This is a genomic window from Achromobacter sp. 1014246743 (genome assembly GCF_059760725.1).
On record NZ_JCBANA010000054.1, the window covers coordinates 1 to 17,654 of the forward strand.

Genomic DNA, 17,654 nt, shown 5'->3' on the forward strand with positions numbered 1-17,654 from the left:
GCGCCTGCGCGGCGCAAGCAGCCTCGGCGCCCGCGCAGTGGGTGAACACGCCGTGCTGGCCCGGTGGGCCTTGAATGACGGCGCCGTACTGACGCTTTACGCCAACCTGGGGCCCGACCACGTGCCGCTGCCGGCGGACCTCGCGCCCACCGGCGGCTTTGGCGAGGTGCTGTTCGAATCGCTGCCCGGCGCGTTCGACGCCATCGGCACAGGCAGCCTGTGTCGCGGCAGCACGGTGTATCTGTTGCAGGAGGCCCCATGACGGCTCCCCACGCCGCGCTGGCGGCGCTGGCCGCCGAAGCCGGCCTGGCCGAGCACTGGACCGATGCGCATGGCCACCCCCGGGTCGTGGCGCCGGACACGCTGCGTGCCTTGCTGCGCGCCATGGACCTGCCGGCCGACGCCGACGGCCAGATCCAGGCCAGCCGCCGGCACCTGGCCGACAGCCATGCCCACCTGCCGCCCATGCGGGTCGCGGTGGCGGGCGGCACGCTCAGCCTGCCCGCACGCTGCGCCGGCCGCTATGCCATCCACGCCCCCCAGGCCGCCCCGTTGCGCGGACACACCAGCCCGGGCATCGGCGGCGCGCCCGAGCTGGCGGTGCCGACCCAGCCAGGCTACTACCAGCTGGAACTGGCCGGCGGCACCACCACCCTGGCCGTCGCGCCGCCCAGCGCGCCGACCCTGGCGCAGTTGCTGGGCGATGCCGCGCCGCGTGCCTGGGGCCTGGCTGCGCAGGTCTACAGCCTGCGCTACCGCGGGCCGGACGCCGCCCGGTCCACGCAGGGCTTTGGCGACTTCGGCGCGCTGCGCGAACTGGCCGGCGCCGCCGGGGCCGCGGGCGCCGATGCGCTGGCCATCAGTCCCGTGCACGCGCTGTTCGCCGACGACCCGACCCAATTCAGTCCCTATTCCCCTTCCAGCCGCTTGTTCCTTAACACCCTGTATGCCGACCCCGGCGTGCTGGGGGAGGCGCCCCTGCGCGCAGCGCTGGCCCGCCTGCCGCCGGCCGCCGCCTCGGCGCTGCAGGCCCTGGACGCACAAGACCTGATCGACTGGCCGCAGGCGGCCCGCTGGCGTCAGCAGCTGCTGCGCGAACTGCATCGCGGCTTCGGTGCGCAAGCCTCGGCGGCCGAGCAACAGGCCTTCCAGGCCTTCTGCACCGCGGGCGGACAGGACCTGCGTGACCACGTCCTGTTCGAAACCCTGCATGCACGCCAGGCGCAGTTTCCCGGCGCGCCCGCCACCTGGGCCGACTGGCCGCAGGCGCTGCGCGACCCGCGATCGGCGCAGGCCGAGGCCGCCGCCCGCACGCACGCGGACGAACTCGACTTTCACCGGTTCGCGCAATGGCTGGCGGCGCTCAGCCTGTCCAGCGCGCACGCCGCGGCCCGGCAGGCCGGCATGCGCGTGGGCCTGATTGCGGACCTGGCCATCGGCGCCCACCCGGCCGGCAGCCATGCCTGGAGCCGCCAGGCCGATCTGCTGCGGCACGCCAGCGTCGGCGCGCCGCCCGACATCCACAACCCGCTGGGCCAGGCGTGGTCGCTCACCGCCCTGTCGCCCCGCGCGCTGCGCGATTCCGGCTACGCGGCCTTCCTGGCGTTGCTGCGCGCCAGCCTGGCGCAGGCGGGCGGACTGCGCATCGACCATATCCTGGGCCTGGCCCGTCTGTGGCTGATTCCCGATGGCGCGGGCGCGGCCGACGGCGCCTACCTGCGCTACCCACTGCGCGCGCTGCTGCGGCTGACGGCGCTGGAAGCGTGGCGCCACCGGGCCCTGGTGATCGGTGAAAACCTGGGCACGGTGCCCGAGGGCTTTGACGACGCACTGCGCGAGCACGGCCTGCTGGGCATGAACGTGCTCTGGTTCATGCGCGGTCCGCCCAGCCCGCGCGCCCCCGCGGCATTCCTGCCGCCGGCCGCCTGGCCGGCCAGCGCCGCCGCCATGACCACGACGCATGACCTGCCCACGCTGCGGGGCTGGTGGCAGGGCCACGATCTCGACTGGCGCGCGCGGCTCGGGCTGACGGGTCCGCACGAGGCTCCCGCCGAGCTGCACGCCCAGCGCGAGGCGCATCGCGAACACCTGTGGCAAGCCGTGCGCGACCACGCGCATTTGCCCGCCAGCCCGGCGCCGGCGCAGGCCCCGGGGGCCGCACTGCTCGCCTTCGTCGCCGCCACGCCTTGTCCGCTCACGCTGGTGCCCCTGGAAGACGCCACCGGCATGCTCGAACAGCCCAACCTGCCGGGTGCCGACGCACGGCATCCCAACTGGCGCCAGCGCCAGCCGCTGGACGCGGCCCGCTGCCTGGACGACCCGGCGGTGCGCACGCGGCTCGCGCCGCTTCGCGCCCTGAGAGACCGCAAACCATGACGCTTGCCTTGCCCCCCAGCGCCACCGCCGGGCGGCCGCGCGCCACCGCCCGCCTGCAGCTGCACGCCGGCTTCACCCTGGATGATGCCGCCGCCCAGGCGCCCTACTACGCCGCGCTCGGCGTCAGCCACCTGTACCTGTCGCCCATCACGACGGCACGCACGGGATCCACCCACGGCTACGACGTCATCGACCACGGCCGCGTCAATCCCGAACTGGGCGGCGAGCCCGCCCTGCAACGCCTGGCCACTGCCGCCCGTGCGCTCGGCCTGGGCCTCATCGCCGACATCGTGCCCAACCACATGGCCGCGCACGTCTCGAACCGCTGGTGGGCCGACGTGCTGCGCCATGGCGAACGCAGCGCGTATTCGCGGCATTTCGACATCGACTGGCGTACGCCGGATCCCGCGTTGCGCGGCAAAGTGCTGCTGCCGGTCTTGCCCGATTCCTACGGCACCTGTTTGGAATCGGGGGGCCTGGCGCTGGTGCCGGACGGCCGCGCCGGCTACGCGATTGCCGTCGGCGATCAACGCTATCCGCTCGCGCAGGCCACGCTGGACGCCGGCGGCACGCCCGCCCAGGTCTGCGCTGCCCACGCGGCGGACACACCGCAGGGCCGGCAGCGGCTGCATGCGTTGCTGGAGCGCCAGCACTACCGCCTGGCCTGGTGGGCCACCGCGCCCGACCAGATCAACTGGCGGCGCTTCTTCGAGGTCAGCGAGCTGATCGGCGTGCGGGTCGAGGACGACGCGGTCTTCGACGCCGTGCACGCGTTGCCCCTGCGCCTGTACCACCAGGGCCTGCTGGACGGCCTGCGCATCGACCACGTCGACGGCCTGGCCGCGCCCGGCGCGTACCTGCGGCGCCTGCGCGGCCTGCTGGCGCAAGCCGGCCCCGCGCGCCAACAGGCCGGCCTGTGCCCCGAGCCCTACCTGATCGTGGAAAAAATCCTGGCCGACGACGAAACGCCCGACCCGCGCTGGGGGGCCGACGGCACCACCGGCTACGACTTCATGGACCAGGTCGGTGCCCTGCTGCATGCCCCGGCCGCCCGCGACGGCCTGGAACAATTCTGGCAGCGCCTGAGCGGCCAGCACGACAGCGCGTCCGAGCAACTGCTGACCGCGCGCCGCCTCATGCTGGAGCGGCACTTCGTCGCCGAACGGCAGACGCTGGTGCGCGCCTTGACGCGGGTGGCGCGGCTGGACCTGCGCACCCGGGATTGCGCCGGCCCGGCCATCGACCGCGTGCTGTCCGCCGTGCTCGCCGCCTTTGCCGTCTACCGCAGCTATGCGGAAGACGGCGGCCGCGGCGCGGCGGACGAGGCCCGTATGCAGGCCGCCCTGGCCGACGCCCGCCGCCAGCTCGGGGCGCGCCCCGGCAGCGCCGACGACCGCCTGCTCCAGTTGCTCGGCCAGTGGCTGGACGGCACGCCCGGCGAACCGCAGGACGCCAGCGCCGGCCGCGCCCTGCAAAGCGCCCGCGACCGTGCGCTGCGCCACTTCCAGCAACTGACCCCGCCGCTCGCGGCCAAAGCCCTGGAAGACACCCTGTTCTACCGTTACGCCCCGCTGCTTTCGCGCAACGAAGTCGGCTCCAGTCCCGCCCGCTTCTCGCTGGACCCGCAGGCGTTTCACGCCGCCTGCGTCGCACGCGCCCGCAGCCACCCCGATGCCATGCTGGCCACCGCCACGCACGACCACAAGCGCGGCGAAGACAGCCGCTGCCGCCTGGCCGCGCTGACCGAAGATCCGCAAGGCTGGATCCACACCGCGCAAGCCTGGCTAGAACGCCTGCCCACGCAGGACGGCATGCCGTCCCGGGCCGACCGCTATCAGTTGCTGCAAAGCCTGGTCGGCGCGTGGCCGCTGGACCTGGCGCCGGGCGACATCGACACCCGCCCCGACCTCGTCGCGGCCTGCCTGGAGCGCCTGGCGCAATGGCAGCAGAAAGCCCTGCGCGAAGCCAAGCAGCACAGCAGCTGGACCAGCCCCGACACGGCGTACGAACAGGCGGCCCGCCATGCCCTGGACCATCTGCTGGCCGAGCCCGAGGGCCGCGCCCTGCTGCGCGAGATCGCCGCGTACGCGCTGCGCCTGGCCCCGGCGGGCCTGGTCAACAGCCTGACGCAGACCTTGCTGCGCAACACCCTGCCCGGGGTGCCGGACCTGTACCAGGGCACGGACCTGTGGGACTTCAGCCTGGTCGATCCCGACAACCGCCGGCCGGTGGATTACGCCGCGCGCGCCGCCCTGCTGGCCGAGACCTCGCCCGACAGTCCGCTGGCGGGTTGCGCCGGCGCCTGGCGCAGCGGCGCGGTCAAGCAGGCCCTGATCCAGCGCGCACTGCGGCTGCGCGCCCGCTTTCCCGAGCTGCTGCGCCACGCCGACTGCCGTCCCGTCGCGGCCCAGGGGCCGCAGGCCGATCGCATCGTGGCCTATCTGCGGCGCCATGACGGCCAGGACCTGCTGCTGGTGGTGCCCCGGCTGTGCGCCGTGGCGGTCGCCGGCTACGCCCAGGGCGATGCCGCCACCGCCCGCACCTTTTGGACGGACACGCGGCTGCTGCTGCCGCGCGAAGCGGGCCGGGTCTTCCTGGATGTGCTGTCAGGCCGGCGGCACCAGGTCGGCGCGGCGGGCGAACTGGCCGTGCTGCCGCTGCTGCGCGACCACCCGGTGGCGCTCTGCGCCACCGGCGCCTAGGGCGCCCGGCCCTCGGGCACGGGCCCGGGATCGCGCTTGAGCAGGTCGATGAGCAGCGCCATCGACCATGGCTTGGGCAGCAGCGGAAAGACGCGCGGCCCCGACCGGCGCAGGATGTCGTCGGCCCCCGTCGTCAGGATGATGCGGATGTGCGGCCACATCGAACGGATGCGATGCGCCAGCTCAATGCCGTTCAGGCCGGCCATCTCGATATCGGTGATCACCAGGTCACAACCGCCGTGGGTCTCGGCCAGCAGGTCCAGCGCCTGGTCGGCGCCGGTGCACAACGTGACCTCGTGGCCCAGGTCTTCCAGCAGCGCACGCAATACCTCCGCCACGCTGGCGTCGTCCTCGACCAGCACGATGCGTTCGAACGCCTCGCCGGGATCAGCCGGCGGGGCTTGCACGGCCTGGATATCGCCCCGCAATGCGTCTTCCGGAATGGTGATGGTGAACGTGGACCCTTCGCCTTCCTTGCTGCTCACGCTGACGTCGCCGCCGGACTGCCGGGCGAATCCGAACACCTGGCTCAGCCCCAGGCCGGTACCCTTGTCGATCGGCTTGGTGGAAAAGAAGGGCTCGAACACGTGCGCCAGGACCTCGGGCGCCATGCCGCTGCCCGCATCGCGCACGGCAATCGCCACGCACGGCCGGCCCCCGCCCGCCGGGTCCGGGCCGGCCACGCCGTTCGCGCGGCACAGCGAGATCGTCAAGGTTCCGCCTTGCGGCATGGCGTCGCGCGCGTTGACCACGATGTTCAGGATCGCGGTCTCGAGCTGGTTCGGATCGGCGCAGATGTAAAGCGGGCCATCCTCGAAGCGGTAGTCGATCCTGATGCCCGCCCCGGCCGTGGCCGCGAAGATCTCCTGCATGCCCTCGATGCAGCCGCGCACGTCAAAGCGTGCGGGCTTCAACGGTTGGCGGCGTGCGTACGCCAGCAATTGCGCCGTCAAATGGCCGGCACGATCCACCGCCGCGGCAATCAGTCCGGCCAGTTCCAGCCGCTTGGGCGCCTCGACGGTGGGCTTGGCCAGCATGTCGGCGGCAAAGCGGATGGTGGTCAGGAAATTGTTGAAATCATGCGCCACCCCGCCGGTCAGGCGGCCCAGCGCTTCCAGCTTCTGCGAGTGATACAGGGCTTCGCGCGCGGCTTCCACCTCTTGCTGCGCATTTTTCTTTTCGGTCAGGTCGCGCGTGATCTTGGCAAAACCCAGGATGCTGCCGTCGTCGTCGCGGATGGTATCCATGACGACGCTGCACCAGAAGCGCTGGCCGTTCTTGTGCACGCGCCAGCCTTCGTCCTCGAAGCGGCCCTCGCGTCTTGCGGTTTCCAGCGCCCGCTGGGGCAGGCCGGCGGCGCGGTCCTCTTCGGTGTAGAAAAGAGAAAAATCCTCGCCCGCGACTTCCTGCAGCGTGTACCCCTTGAACTGCTCGGCGCCCTTGTTCAGGCTGATCACCCGGCCCTCGGCATCGAGCAGATAGATCTGGTAGTCCATCACGGCGTCGACCAGCAGCCGGTAGCGGTTTTCACCTGCCAGCCGAAGCGCTGATTCGCCCCGCGTCCTGACCTGCGCAGATGTAGACATGGGAGTTCCTCGATGGGGCGCCGCAACGCCGCTGGAAAAGGGAACTTGATGGGCGCCACAGGCACCGCTTCGGTCCGAACTGCCTTCACCGCAAGCTTCATTATGCGCGCCGTGCCGACCGCCCGCGACCTTATTCTGTGAGTGTCTGTCAGCACCTGCGACGGCCCGGGAAATGGGCGATTTCCGGCATGGCAATTGCTGGGAAGGCAGGACAACCGCAGGAGTCCCTGATGAATGCCAACGAAAGAGTCGCCTTATTCATGCACGAACATCGGCTGACGCTGGTGACCGCCGAGTCTTGCACCGCCGGGCTGATCGCCGCCACGCTGGCCGACATCCCGGGCGCGGGCGCCCTGCTCGATTGCGCGTTCGTGGTGTATTCGGCCGAATCGAAACGGCGCTGCCTGGACGTGCCGCAATCCACCCTGGCCACTCATAACCTGACCAGCGAAGCCGTGGCCCGCGACATGGCGCTGGGCGCCGCGCGCAAAAGTCCCGCCAACGTCGCCGTTGCCAACACCGGCGTCACCGACGCCATCGACGACCGCGTGCCGGCGGGCACACAGTGTTACGCCTGGGCCTTCAAAAGCGGCAACGCCGACGCCAGCCCCATCGTCTACACCGCCACCCGGCAGTTCAGCGGCAGCCGCCAGCGCATCCGCCAGGCCAGCGCCGACTACGCCCTGCAAGGCATCGTCGAACACTTCCTGCTGCACCAGCCGGGCCAGCGATCCTGAGGCAAGGCGGGGGCAAGGCGGCCGGGAAGCGGCCAGGCGCTGCCGGAGACGGTCGGGAAGGCGGTCCGCAAGCCCGATTTGTAGGAAATTTCTGTTTCTTTCGTCCGGGCGTTCACGACCGCCTCGGCGTTGCTACGCTTGCCTCCTTCTTCACCCATGGGCCATCCGTCGCCACCGACAGGCCCGCTCCTTGCCACCCCAAGCCTTATCACCATGTCCTCGAATCCACGATTGACGCGCTCCCTCGCTCCCGCGTTGCTGGGCCTGGCCAGCCTGCTGTCTACGGCCCCGGCCACCGCCCTGACCTCCACGCCGGTCCAGATGACACCCGACCAGGTCGCCCAGCTGTATCTCGACGTCATCGTGCACGACAACGCCGACAGCGCCCGTCAGCTGAACGACTACCTGAGGCTGTCCAATGACGGCAAAGACACCTTCGATGTCAACACCGTCAAGAACATGGCGGCCATCCGCAGCGCGCAATTCCAGCAAATGGCGGCCCAGTTGGCAGGCGCCCTGCCCAACACCAGGCACCCCCGCGTCCTGAAGGACAAGCTGGCCGAGGCACTGCAGTTGCAGCACGCCGCCGTTCAGCAATCGGACTGCAAAGTGCAGTCCAGCAAGATCAAGCCCAATGACCTGCCGCCGGGATATCAAGTCGTGCAGGTCACCTACCAATGCACCATCCCCAACGTGCGTTATTCCTTCGAGGCCGCGCTGAGCAAACTCGCCGCGCCCGATGAAGCCGGCGTGACAACGCTGGTCGACGAATTCCTGGCCGCCCTGCGGCATCCCAAGGGCGTGAAAACGGTGACAGGCAAGAAAGACCTGTTTGCGCCCAGCAGCCAGGGGCCCTGGTCCACCGAAGACTACAACGAGTGGGTCGACCCGATCATTGCGGGGTTTCAACCCTGACGCGGCTGACGCGGCGGCCCGGCGCCGCCGCGCACGCGAAGCCGAACGCCTTGCTGGCCCCCGCGGCCGCCAGGCGCATCGGCGCTGTCGTCCCTCGCGCAGGCATAATGACATCGCTACGCCTTGCCGCGCACTTGATCGACAGGGCGACTGCGGCCCGTCCCCCAACGCCCAGCCCTCGCCCGCCATGCGCCTGATTCAGAGCTTTCCCCGTGCCGTCGCCGCTGCGTTGTTCGGCTGGGTATCTCTACTTCCCATCGCCCCAGCCGCAGCACAATCGCTGACGCCCGAACAGATCGGGCAGCTCTACCTCGATTACGTCATCCACGACGACATGAACAGCGCGCGCCAACTGGATGCCTACACGAAGCGCTTCTATCCCGACAAGCTACCCATCCGCGTGGAGGTCTTGCGCAACGTGGACAACATGCGGGAAGGCGCGTACCGACGCGCGGCGGAAATTCGGGTGCAAGCGCTGCTGAATGCCACCGAACCACAGGCGGCGAAGGAACGGTTGATAGAGGCCCTGCGTCTGCAGCGGGCACTCGTTTCGCAATCAAGCTGCAAGGTCCTGTCCAAGACGATCAAACCCAATCCGGCGCTGCCCGGACAAAAAATGGCGACCGTCCGCTACGAATGTGTCATTGCCGACATCCGCTATTCGCTCGACGATGCCCTGGCCTCGCTGCCGCCCCATGACGAAGCCGGCCTGCGCGACGTGGTGAACGCCTTTCTCGACGCCGCGCGCCATCCGCAAGGCATCAAGACAGTGACCGGTAGCCAGGAGCTTTACGGTGGACGAGAGAACGGCCCCTGGGACAACGGGGGTGGCCAGGAATGGATCGCGCCGATCCTTGCGGGCTTTCGTCCGTAACGACTGATCGGGCAGCGCACGCCTGACAACGGGTCGGCGCAAGGGCGCCCCCTACCCCGCCCCCAACCGCTCCCGAATCAACCCCAGCAACGACTGCCCCGCCGGTGACAGGCTCACGTCGTGACGCCTGACCAGGTAGATATCTCGGACGATATCCGGGCTTCCCACCGGCACCGACTGCAAGCCATAGCCCGCCGCGTCGAACAGGCCGGGCATCACCGCCACGAAATCCCCCGTCTGCACCAGGCCGACCATGGTGGCCAGCTGATCGACCTCGATCTTCCAGGGCAAGACAATGCCGCTGGCGTGCAGCACGCTGTCGATCTGCAGGCGCGTCGAGCTCAAGGGGTGTAGCCCCACCACGGGCAAATCGGACACCTGCGTCCAGGTCAGCGTGCGGCGTCGCGGACGGAAGGCCGAGCCTTTGGCGTACACCAGGTTGTAGCCGTAGGCGGCGGCCTTCTCCACCACCAGCGATTGCGGAAACGACACCACGGTCGTCACGCCGAATTCGACCTCGCCGTCTTCCACCAGCTTGGCCACCACGGTGGCGTTGGCGTCGCGGATCGACAGGTAGGTGTGCGGATGCGCGGCGTAGAACGCGGGCAGCACCTTGGGAAACACGGAATAGCCCACCGACGCCACCGTGCCCACCGCCAGGTTGCCGCCCTGCCCCTGCGCCGCGCGCGCCGCTTCCAGCAGGCAGGCGTCCAGCCGGCTGACGGCGGGCAGCACCCGTTCGTACAAGGTGCGGCCGATCGAGGTGACCACCACGCGGCGCGTCGTGCGTTCGAACAGCTTGGCGCCGATGCGGTCCTCCAGCTTGGCCACGCGCCGGCTCAAGGCAGACGTGGTGATGCACAGCTGCGACGCCGCCGCCGTGTACTGGCCGGTGCGCACCAGCGTGCAGAACGCCCGCAGATCCTCGATGTCGTAATTGATTCCCATAGATCAACAATCTTTGATTTTTATTCGATTGACGTAACTATAGACCGAATCGCAAGCTACGCCCGTCATCGAAAACGGACCTGTTATGCATTGCGACGATATCTGCCTGAAATCCGTAAGCTCGTTCTTTGTCGGCGGCCAGACCGCGACGGTGGCGGGCCTGCCCGTCGAACACCGCAGCATGGTGCTGAACGGCCATCCGCGCGAGGTCGATCCCAACGGTGAACAGGTCTACGGCCAGATGTACGTACAGGCCTTCCGGCTGGCGCGGCCCCGCCATCCGCATCCCGTGCTGCTGTGGCACGGCGGCGGCATGACCGGCTGCACCTGGGAAGACACGCCGGATGGCCGGCCGGGCTGGCTGATGCGCTTTCTGCAAGCGGGCTACGACGTGCTGGTCAGCGACGCGGTGGAGCGCGGCCGTTCGTCCTGGGCGCGCTATCCCGAGGTCTACGCCGAGGCGCCCGTATTTCGCACCAAGCGCGAGGCCTGGCTGACTTTTCGCATCGGCCCCCGCTATGAGCCGGCGCCCGCGCCGCGCCATCCCTTTCCCGGGCAGCAATTTCCCTGCGACAGCTTCGACCGCTTCGCCAAGCAGTGGGTGCCGCGTTGGCCGGGCCACGAAGCGATGATCCTGGCCGCCTACGAGGCGCTGGTCGACCAGGTCGGCCCCTGCCACCTGGTGGCGCACAGCCAGGGCGCCGGCTTCGCCGCCGAGATCGCACGGCGTCGGCCGCAGTGGGTGCAGTCGGTGGTCGGCATCGAACCCGGCGGCATGCCTGCGCCCAGCCCGACCGGGCCGCTGCCGCGCCATCTGCACGTGTGGGGCGACTTTATTGAAGCGTCCGGATCGCACTGGATCAATTACCGGCGCCAGGCCGACGCCTACCTCGCCAGCATCCGCGACACCACGCCGGTCAGCGTGATCGACCTGCCGGCCGAGGGGGTCCACGGCAACTCCCACCTGCCCATGATGGACCGCAACAGCGACGACGTGTTCGAGCGGGTCAGGGCGTGGCTGCAGACCTGACGTCCCCGGCTCGGCGCATGGCGACCCTCGATCACAGCAACCCATAACAACACCCCACGGAGACAAACATGAAACCCTTCATCCTGCCCGCACTGGCGCTGGCCCTCGCAACCGGCGCGGCCCCCGTTGCCGCGCAAACCTACCCCACCCAACCCATCAAGCTGATCGTGGGCTACGCGCCCGGCGGCTCGGTGGATGCCTTTGCCCGCCTGGTCGCGCCCAAGCTCGGCCAGGAACTGGGCCAGACCATCGTCATCGAGAACATCGCCGGCGCAGGCGGCATCATCGGCGTCACGCGGGCCGTCAACGCCAAACCCGATGGCTACACCCTGCTGATGGGCATCGTCTCGGACGTGGTGATCGCGCCGCAGGTGCAGGTCTCCGCCAAGTACACCTATCGCGACCTGCAGGCCGTGGCCCCGCTGGGCACCAGCGGCCTGGCCGTGGTGGCCAACCCCAAGCTGGGCGTGCGCTCGTTCGACGACCTGATCCGGCGCGCCCGCGCCGAGCCCGGCCGGCTGACCTACGGCGCCACCGGCGTCGGCTCGCTGCCGAGCATCGCGATGGAAAGCCTGAAGAAGATGACCGGCACCGAGATCACCTTCATTCCCTATGCCAGCGCCTCGAAGATCGCCACCGACGTCATCGGCGGCACGGTCGACCTGGCGGTGTCCGGCCTGCCCGCCCTGCTGGAACTGGTCAAGAGCGGCCGCGTGACGCCGGTGGGCGTGATGAGCCGCGACCGCGACATCGGCAACCCGGACATGGCCTCGGCCGGGGAAACGGCAGCCTTGAAGGGCATGGACTTCTATTTCTGGACGGGCCTGTTCGCCCCCGCCGGCACCCCGGAACCCGTCGTGGACACGGTGAACCAGGCATTCACCCGCGTGATGGCGCAACCCGACGTGCAGGCGCGCTTCCAGGAACTGGGCGTGAAGGTCAGCGCCCCCGCCAGCCCGGCGGAATTCGCCCGTTTTGTCGAGGCCAGCGACAAGCAATGGCGCGAGGCCATCGCCAGCGCCGGAATCCCTCGCCAGTAGGCCGGCACGGGCGGCGCGGCGGCGTCGCCCGTCATTGCGCGGACGGTGGCGGCCTCGCCAAGCCGCCAGCGCCGCAAAGTGGCTATATCAAATAACCCGGATTGGCTATTTTTCACAGATCCAATTGTCTTTAGGATGGCTCGCATCCCAGTCAACCTCGAGCACATCCATGCCAGAACTGACCCCGGCGCTCCGGCAGCGCATCATCCAAGCCGTGGACGCGGGCTTTGCGGCCCAGACCGAACTGACCGCGCAACTGGTGCGCCTGCCGTCGCAGCGCGGTGAAGAAGCCACCGCGCAGGACTTCATGGCGGCGCGCTATGCCGAACGCGGCTACGGCGTGGACCGCTGGAAGATCGACGTCGACGCCATTGCCCACCTGCCGGGCTTTTCGCCGGTGGCGGTGTCCTACGACAACGCCTACAACGTGGTCGGCGCGCACCGCGCCCGCAGCCTGAAGGGCCGCTCGCTGATCCTGAACGGCCACATCGACGTGGTGCCGGTCGGCCCGCTGTCGCAATGGAGCCGCGACCCGTACGACCCCGCCATCGTCGACGGCTGGATGCACGGCCGCGGCGCGGGCGACATGAAGTCGGGCCTGGTCGCCTGCCTGTCGGCCATGGACGCGCTGGCCAGCCTGGGCCTGGCGCCCGCGGGCGACGTGTTCCTGCAATCGGTGGTGGAAGAAGAATGCACCGGCAACGGCGCGCTGGCCTGCCTGGCGCGCGGCTACCGGGCCGACGCGGCCTTCATTCCCGAACCGCTCTTGCCCATGCTGATGCGCGCCCAGGTCGGGCCGATGTGGTTCCAGGTGCAGGTCGAAGGCGCCCCCCAGCACGCCTCGGCTGCGTTCACCGGCGCGGGCGCCAATGCCATCCAGAAGGCCATCTTCCTGATCCAGGCGCTGGACGAGCTGGAAGCGCGCTGGAACGGCCGCAAGTGCGACCACCGCCATTTCTGCGACCACCCCCACCCCATCCGCTTCAACCTGGGCAAGATCGCGGGCGGCGACTGGCCGTCCAGCGTGCCGGCCTGGTGCACCTTCGACATGCGTGTGGCGGTGTACCCCGGCCAGAGCCTGGAAGCCGCGCGCGCCGAGATCGAGGCCTTCGTGGCGCAGGCCGCCGCGCGCGACCCGTTCCTGGCCAAGCATCCGCCCAAGGTGGTCTACCACGGCTTCATGGCCGAGGGCTACGAACTGAAGGATTCCGACGAGGTCGAAGCTGCGCTGCGCAGCGCCCACGAGCAGGTGTTTGGCGAGCCGCTGCGCGAGTACGCCACGTCCGCCGCCACCGACGCGCGCTTTTATGGCCTGTACGCCGACACGCCGGCCATCGTCTACGGCCCGGAATGCCGCATGCCGCACGGCTACGACGAAGCGGTCAACCTGGAATCGGTGCGCAAGGTGACCCAGACCATCGCGCTGTTCATCGCCGAATGGTGCGGACTGGAAGAGCGCCCCGCATGAATCGCAGCACCCGCCCCAGCGCCGGCCAGGCGCTGTTCGCCGCCGAGCCCCCGAAACTGACCCTGGCGGACGCCGAGGCCCTGGCCCTGTCCTGCTACGGGCTGACGGCCCGCGCCAGCATCCTGTCCAGCGAACGCGACCAGAACTTCCTGATCCAGTGCGCGGATGGCGCGGCCTATGTGCTCAAGGCCACCCACCCCGCCGAAGATCCTGCGGTCACCGACTTTCATACCCAGGCGCAGTTGTGCCTGATGCAGGCCGGCGGCGAACCACCGGTGCCGCGCCTGATTCCCGGCGTGGCCGGCGACTACGTGCATTGGCACGAAGACGAAGACGGCGCCCGCCGCGCCATCCGGCTGATCACCTATATCGATGGCGTGCCGCTTTACAAGGTGGCCCGCAGCCCCGCGCAGCACCAGGCGCTGGGCCGTGCGCTGGCGCAGTTCGATCTGGCATTGGCCCATTTCAGCCACCCCATGGCCGACCACGAACTGCTTTGGGACCTGCAGCACGCCGACCGCCTGGCCGACCTCTTGCCCCGCATTGCCGACCCCGAACGGCGCGCCCTGGCCGAACGCCACCTGGACCGCTTCATCCGCCACACCCAGCCGGCGCTTGAAGGCTTGCGGCGCCAGGTGATCCACAACGACCTGAACCCGTACAACGTGATGGTCGAACCGGCCCGCCCCGAACGCATCGCCGCGTTGCTGGATTTTGGCGACATGGTGCGCGCGCCGCTGGTGCAGGACCTGGCCGTGGCCGGCGCTTATCTGCTGCAAGACGCGCCCGATCCGCTATCGCCCGCGTTGCGGCACTGCGTGGCCAGCTACCACCAGGCGCTGCCCCTGACCGACACCGAAATCGCCCTGCTGCCCGACCTGATCGCCGCGCGCCACCTCATCACGGTGGCGATCACCGGCTGGCGCGCCGAGCAGCATCCCGAAAACCGCCAATACATCCTGCGCAACAATGGCCAGGCCTGGTCCGGCCTGGCGCGGCTGGACACGCTGCCGCGCCAGCAGGCCAGCGACATCCTGCTGGCCGCCTGCCTGACCCCGATGGAGAGTTTCACATGAGCCGAGACAAAGCCATGCTCAATGCCTTCGACCCCGCGGCCGCCGATGCGCTGCCCGAGGCCGAACGCGCCCTGATCGCCCGCCGCCAGCGCGTGCTGGGCCCGTCCTACCGCCTGTTCTACGACCAGCCCCTGCACATCGTGCGCGGCGAAGGCGTGTGGCTGATCGGCGCCGACGGCCAGCGCTACCTGGATGCCTACAACAACGTGGCTTCGGTCGGCCACAGCCATCCGCGCGTGGTGCGGGCCATTGCCGAGCAGGCCGCCATCCTGAACACCCACACGCGCTACCTGCACGACGGGGTGCTGGACTACGCCGAACAGCTGCTGGCGACCTTTCCCGAGCCGCTGTCGCAGGTGATCTTCACCTGCACCGGCAGCGAGGCCAATGACCTGGCCTTGCGCGTGGCGCGCAGCCACACCGGCGGCACCGGCGTCATCGTCACGCAGCTGGCGTACCACGGCGTGACCTCGGCGGTGGCGGCGGTGTCGCCGTCGCTGGGCCAGGCCGTGCCGCTGGGGCTGGACACGCGTACCGTGGCCGCCCCCGACACCTACCGGCAGGACCCGGCCACATTGGGCGCCTGGTTCGCCGCGCAGGTGCAGGCCGCCATCGACGACATGCGCCGCCATGGCATCCGCCCGGCCGCGCTGCTGGTGGACACCATTTTTTCCAGCGACGGCGTCTACAGCGACCCGGCGGGCTTTCTGGCGCCGGCGGTGCAGGCCATCCGCGACGCGGGCGGCCTGTTCATTGCCGACGAGGTGCAGGCGGGCTTTGCGCGCACGGGTTCGAAGATGTGGGGGTTTGAACGCCATGGGCTGGTGCCGGACCTGGTCACCATGGGCAAGCCCATGGGCAACGGCCACCCGATCGCGGCGATGGTGTCGCGCCCGGACATCATGGAACGCTTCGGCCGCGAGGCCCGCTACTTCAACACCTTCGGCGGCAATCCGGTGGCCTGCGCCGCCGCCCAGGCCACGCTGGCGGTCATCCAGGAAGAAGGCCTGCAAGCCAACGCCGCGCGCACCGGACAGTATCTGCGCGAGGGTTTCCGGGCGCTGGCCGAACGCCACCCGCTGATCGGCGACGTGCGCGGCGATGGCCTGTTCATCGGTGTGGAACTGGTGCGCGACCGCGCCACCAAGACGCCGGCCAAGGAAGCCACCCACCGCTTCGTCAACCTGATGCGTGAACGCCGCGTGCTGCTCAGCGCCACCGGCCTGCACGGCAACGTGCTCAAGCTGCGGCCGCAACTGCCCTTCGGACAAGAGCACGCCGACCTGTTGCTGGCGGCGGCGGACCAGGTGCTGGGCGAACTGTAGGCGAGGAAATCGCGCGTGGGGCGGTCGCAAGCCTGCGCCGCCCCACGCACCGCCATCTGGACATCAACGCTTGACGCGCCTTGCGGGCTTGGCATCCGTGGCCCGCGCCAACGCCCGTGCAAAGCGCATCACGCCATCATCGATGCGCTCGCACGGCACGCCGCCATACCCCAGCACCACGGCCGGCTGGCCATGGCGAGCGGCATCGGGCAGGTAGGCCGGCTGCCCCAGCACGATGCCTTCTTCGCGGGCGGCATCCGCCAGCCGGGCCACCTGCACCTTGGGCGGCAACCGCGCATACACGTGCAGCCCGGCGCGCGCCTGCGACAATTGCACCGCATCGCCCACGCGCGCCGCCAGCGCCTCGCGCAGCACCGCCTGGCGGCCCGCATACTCGGTACGCAGGCGCTTGATGTTGTGCGAGAAATGGCCATCGCCCATGAAGTCGGCCAACGCCGCCTGCAAGTGCAGCTGGCCCGGCCGGTAGATGCTGGCGGCCGCCTGCGAAAACGAGGCGGCCACTTGCGGCGGTACCACCATGTAGCTCATGCGCAGGCCGGCGAACATGGTCTTGCTGAACGTGCCCATGTAGATCACGCGGCCATCGGCATCCAGCCCTTGCAGCGACGGAATCGGCGCGCCGTCGTAGCGAAATTCGCTGTCGTAGTCGTCTTCGATGACCCACAGCCCGCGCGCCCGCGCCGCTTGCAACAGTTCAAGCCGGCGCGCCAGCGGCATCACCACGCCGGTGGGGTACTGGTGCGACGGGCTGGTGATCAGCAGGCGGGCGCGGCGCGGCAGCTTGCTGGCGGCCAGGTCCAGCCCCTGCTCGTCCACCACCGCGGCATGCGCCCGCACCCCGGCCGCGCCCAGCACCGGCGGAAAGGCCCAGTGGCATGGGCTTTCGACCAGCGCGCTATCGCCCCATTCGGTCAGCAATCGCGCGCACAGGTCCACCGACTGGTGCGTGCCCGCGGTGACGATGACCTGTTCCGGCTCGCACACCACCGACCGCGCCAGGCGCAGGTAATTGGCAATCGCCAGCCGCAGCGGCATGTAGCCCGCACCGTCCTTGGCGTAGCCGGACAGCGCCAGGTTGGACTTGCCCAGGTGCCGCGACACCAGCCGGCGCCAGAGATGAAACGGAAACAGGCTGGCATCGGCCACGCCCGGCACGAAGGCGCCGGTGTGCTGCGCCAGGCCGCCCGCGCCGCCGGCGATGACCTCGCCGCGCGCCGACAGGCCGGGGCGATGGCGTTGCACGTGTTCGGGGGTTTCGGGCGGCAGCAGCGGCCGGTCCACGGTTTTTTCCACGAAGGTGCCGCTGCCGCCGCGCGCACTGAGGTAGTTTTCGGCAATCAGCCTTTCGTAAGCCAGCGTCACCGTGATGCGCGATATGCCCAGGTCGGTGGCCAGCGCGCGCGACGACGGCAACCGCTGCCCCGCCACCAGCGTGTGGTCCAGCACACCGCGCCGCACGATGTCGTAGATCTGCTTTTGCAGCGGCTCGTCGGACTCGCGCGAGAGGGACCCGGCAAGCAGATCGGCGAGCAGGACTTCCTTCATGAAGTGGACCT

The 17,654-nt window shown here is 69.7% G+C and carries 14 protein-coding genes; 11 read left to right on the forward strand and 3 right to left on the reverse strand.

The genetic code is table 11. The annotated features are described in order from the left end of the window. The 3 genes from AC6LJ2_RS21085 to treY all read left to right on the forward strand — a co-directional run. The coding region (locus AC6LJ2_RS21085; RefSeq protein ID WP_498152109.1) for a DUF3459 domain-containing protein at positions 1–262 on the forward strand (262 nt) is incomplete at its 5' end. Beyond that, positions 259–2,376 (forward strand): 4-alpha-glucanotransferase, encoded by a 2,118-nt coding sequence (malQ, locus tag AC6LJ2_RS21090; RefSeq protein ID WP_498152110.1) that lies wholly within the window; start codon positions 259–261, stop codon positions 2,374–2,376. The genes AC6LJ2_RS21085 and malQ, both read left to right, overlap by 4 nt. Next, positions 2,373–5,078: a malto-oligosyltrehalose synthase gene (treY, locus tag AC6LJ2_RS21095; protein WP_498152111.1), complete on the forward strand. Its 2,706-nt coding sequence runs from the start codon at positions 2,373–2,375 to the stop codon at positions 5,076–5,078. The genes malQ and treY overlap by 4 nt, the downstream gene beginning before the upstream one ends. Here treY and AC6LJ2_RS21100 read toward each other — a convergent pair. After that, complete coding sequence (locus AC6LJ2_RS21100; protein ID WP_498152112.1) at positions 5,075–6,664, reverse strand: PAS domain-containing hybrid sensor histidine kinase/response regulator family protein; 1,590 nt, start codon at positions 6,662–6,664, stop codon at positions 5,075–5,077. The two genes, treY and AC6LJ2_RS21100, sit on opposite strands and share 4 nt — an antisense overlap. Before the next feature lie 230 nt (positions 6,665–6,894). Between AC6LJ2_RS21100 and AC6LJ2_RS21105 the strand changes: the two genes are divergently transcribed. The 3 genes from AC6LJ2_RS21105 (at position 6,895) to AC6LJ2_RS21115 (ending at position 9,190) form a co-directional block, all read left to right on the forward strand. Next, complete coding sequence (locus AC6LJ2_RS21105; RefSeq protein ID WP_445657023.1) at positions 6,895–7,401, forward strand: CinA family protein; 507 nt, start codon at positions 6,895–6,897, stop codon at positions 7,399–7,401. 231 nt (positions 7,402–7,632) lie between these two features. Then, a complete protein-coding gene (locus tag AC6LJ2_RS21110; RefSeq protein ID WP_498152113.1) occupies positions 7,633–8,316 on the forward strand; it encodes a hypothetical protein in 684 nt (227 codons plus the stop codon). Between the two features lie 187 nt (positions 8,317–8,503). Beyond that, positions 8,504–9,190, forward strand: coding sequence for a hypothetical protein (locus AC6LJ2_RS21115; RefSeq protein WP_498152114.1), 687 nt, complete (start codon positions 8,504–8,506; stop codon positions 9,188–9,190). Between the two features lie 51 nt (positions 9,191–9,241). On the opposite strand, the gene AC6LJ2_RS21120 is transcribed toward AC6LJ2_RS21115, so the two are convergent. Then, a complete protein-coding gene (locus AC6LJ2_RS21120; protein ID WP_498152115.1) occupies positions 9,242–10,138 on the reverse strand; it encodes a LysR family transcriptional regulator in 897 nt (298 codons plus the stop codon). Between the two features lie 85 nt (positions 10,139–10,223). On the opposite strand from AC6LJ2_RS21120, the gene AC6LJ2_RS21125 reads away from it, so the two are divergent. The 5 genes from AC6LJ2_RS21125 (at position 10,224) to AC6LJ2_RS21145 (ending at position 16,077) form a co-directional block, all read left to right on the forward strand. Then, entirely contained in the window at positions 10,224–11,168 is a 945-nt protein-coding gene (locus AC6LJ2_RS21125; protein WP_498152116.1) for an alpha/beta hydrolase, read from the forward strand. 68 nt (positions 11,169–11,236) lie between these two features. Continuing rightward, the gene (locus tag AC6LJ2_RS21130; RefSeq protein ID WP_498152117.1) at positions 11,237–12,208 is read left to right on the forward strand and encodes a Bug family tripartite tricarboxylate transporter substrate binding protein; all 972 of its coding nucleotides are present in this window, start codon (positions 11,237–11,239) and stop codon (positions 12,206–12,208) included. 169 nt (positions 12,209–12,377) lie between these two features. Next, the gene (locus tag AC6LJ2_RS21135) at positions 12,378–13,676 is read left to right on the forward strand and encodes an ArgE/DapE family deacylase (protein WP_498152118.1); all 1,299 of its coding nucleotides are present in this window, start codon (positions 12,378–12,380) and stop codon (positions 13,674–13,676) included. Beyond that, positions 13,673–14,752 (forward strand): phosphotransferase, encoded by a 1,080-nt coding sequence (locus tag AC6LJ2_RS21140; protein WP_445657028.1) that lies wholly within the window; start codon positions 13,673–13,675, stop codon positions 14,750–14,752. Before AC6LJ2_RS21135 ends, AC6LJ2_RS21140 begins: the two co-directional genes overlap by 4 nt. Then, positions 14,749–16,077, forward strand: a complete 1,329-nt coding sequence (locus AC6LJ2_RS21145) for an aspartate aminotransferase family protein (RefSeq protein WP_498152119.1) — start codon at positions 14,749–14,751, stop codon at positions 16,075–16,077. The genes AC6LJ2_RS21140 and AC6LJ2_RS21145 overlap by 4 nt, the downstream gene beginning before the upstream one ends. Before the next feature lie 63 nt (positions 16,078–16,140). On the opposite strand, the gene pdxR is transcribed toward AC6LJ2_RS21145, so the two are convergent. After that, positions 16,141–17,643: a MocR-like pyridoxine biosynthesis transcription factor PdxR gene (gene pdxR / locus AC6LJ2_RS21150; protein WP_263913581.1), complete on the reverse strand. Its 1,503-nt coding sequence runs from the start codon at positions 17,641–17,643 to the stop codon at positions 16,141–16,143. Between the last annotated feature and the right edge of the window lie 11 nt (positions 17,644–17,654).

Bases quoted from the DNA above. Each gene is read 5' to 3' on its own strand.
- malQ (WP_498152110.1), top strand. From the start codon at position 259: ATGACGGCTCCCCACGCCGCGCTGGCGGCGCTGGCCGCCGAAGCCGGC.
- treY (WP_498152111.1), top strand. From the start codon at position 2,373: ATGACGCTTGCCTTGCCCCCCAGCGCCACCGCCGGGCGGCCGCGCGCC.
- AC6LJ2_RS21100 (WP_498152112.1), bottom strand. From the start codon at position 6,664: ATGTCTACATCTGCGCAGGTCAGGACGCGGGGCGAATCAGCGCTTCGG.
- AC6LJ2_RS21105 (WP_445657023.1), top strand. From the start codon at position 6,895: ATGAATGCCAACGAAAGAGTCGCCTTATTCATGCACGAACATCGGCTG.
- AC6LJ2_RS21115 (WP_498152114.1), top strand. From the start codon at position 8,504: ATGCGCCTGATTCAGAGCTTTCCCCGTGCCGTCGCCGCTGCGTTGTTC.
- AC6LJ2_RS21120 (WP_498152115.1), bottom strand. From the start codon at position 10,138: ATGGGAATCAATTACGACATCGAGGATCTGCGGGCGTTCTGCACGCTG.
- AC6LJ2_RS21125 (WP_498152116.1), top strand. From the start codon at position 10,224: ATGCATTGCGACGATATCTGCCTGAAATCCGTAAGCTCGTTCTTTGTC.
- AC6LJ2_RS21130 (WP_498152117.1), top strand. From the start codon at position 11,237: ATGAAACCCTTCATCCTGCCCGCACTGGCGCTGGCCCTCGCAACCGGC.
- AC6LJ2_RS21135 (WP_498152118.1), top strand. From the start codon at position 12,378: ATGCCAGAACTGACCCCGGCGCTCCGGCAGCGCATCATCCAAGCCGTG.
- AC6LJ2_RS21140 (WP_445657028.1), top strand. From the start codon at position 13,673: ATGAATCGCAGCACCCGCCCCAGCGCCGGCCAGGCGCTGTTCGCCGCC.
- AC6LJ2_RS21145 (WP_498152119.1), top strand. From the start codon at position 14,749: ATGAGCCGAGACAAAGCCATGCTCAATGCCTTCGACCCCGCGGCCGCC.
- pdxR (WP_263913581.1), bottom strand. From the start codon at position 17,643: ATGAAGGAAGTCCTGCTCGCCGATCTGCTTGCCGGGTCCCTCTCGCGC.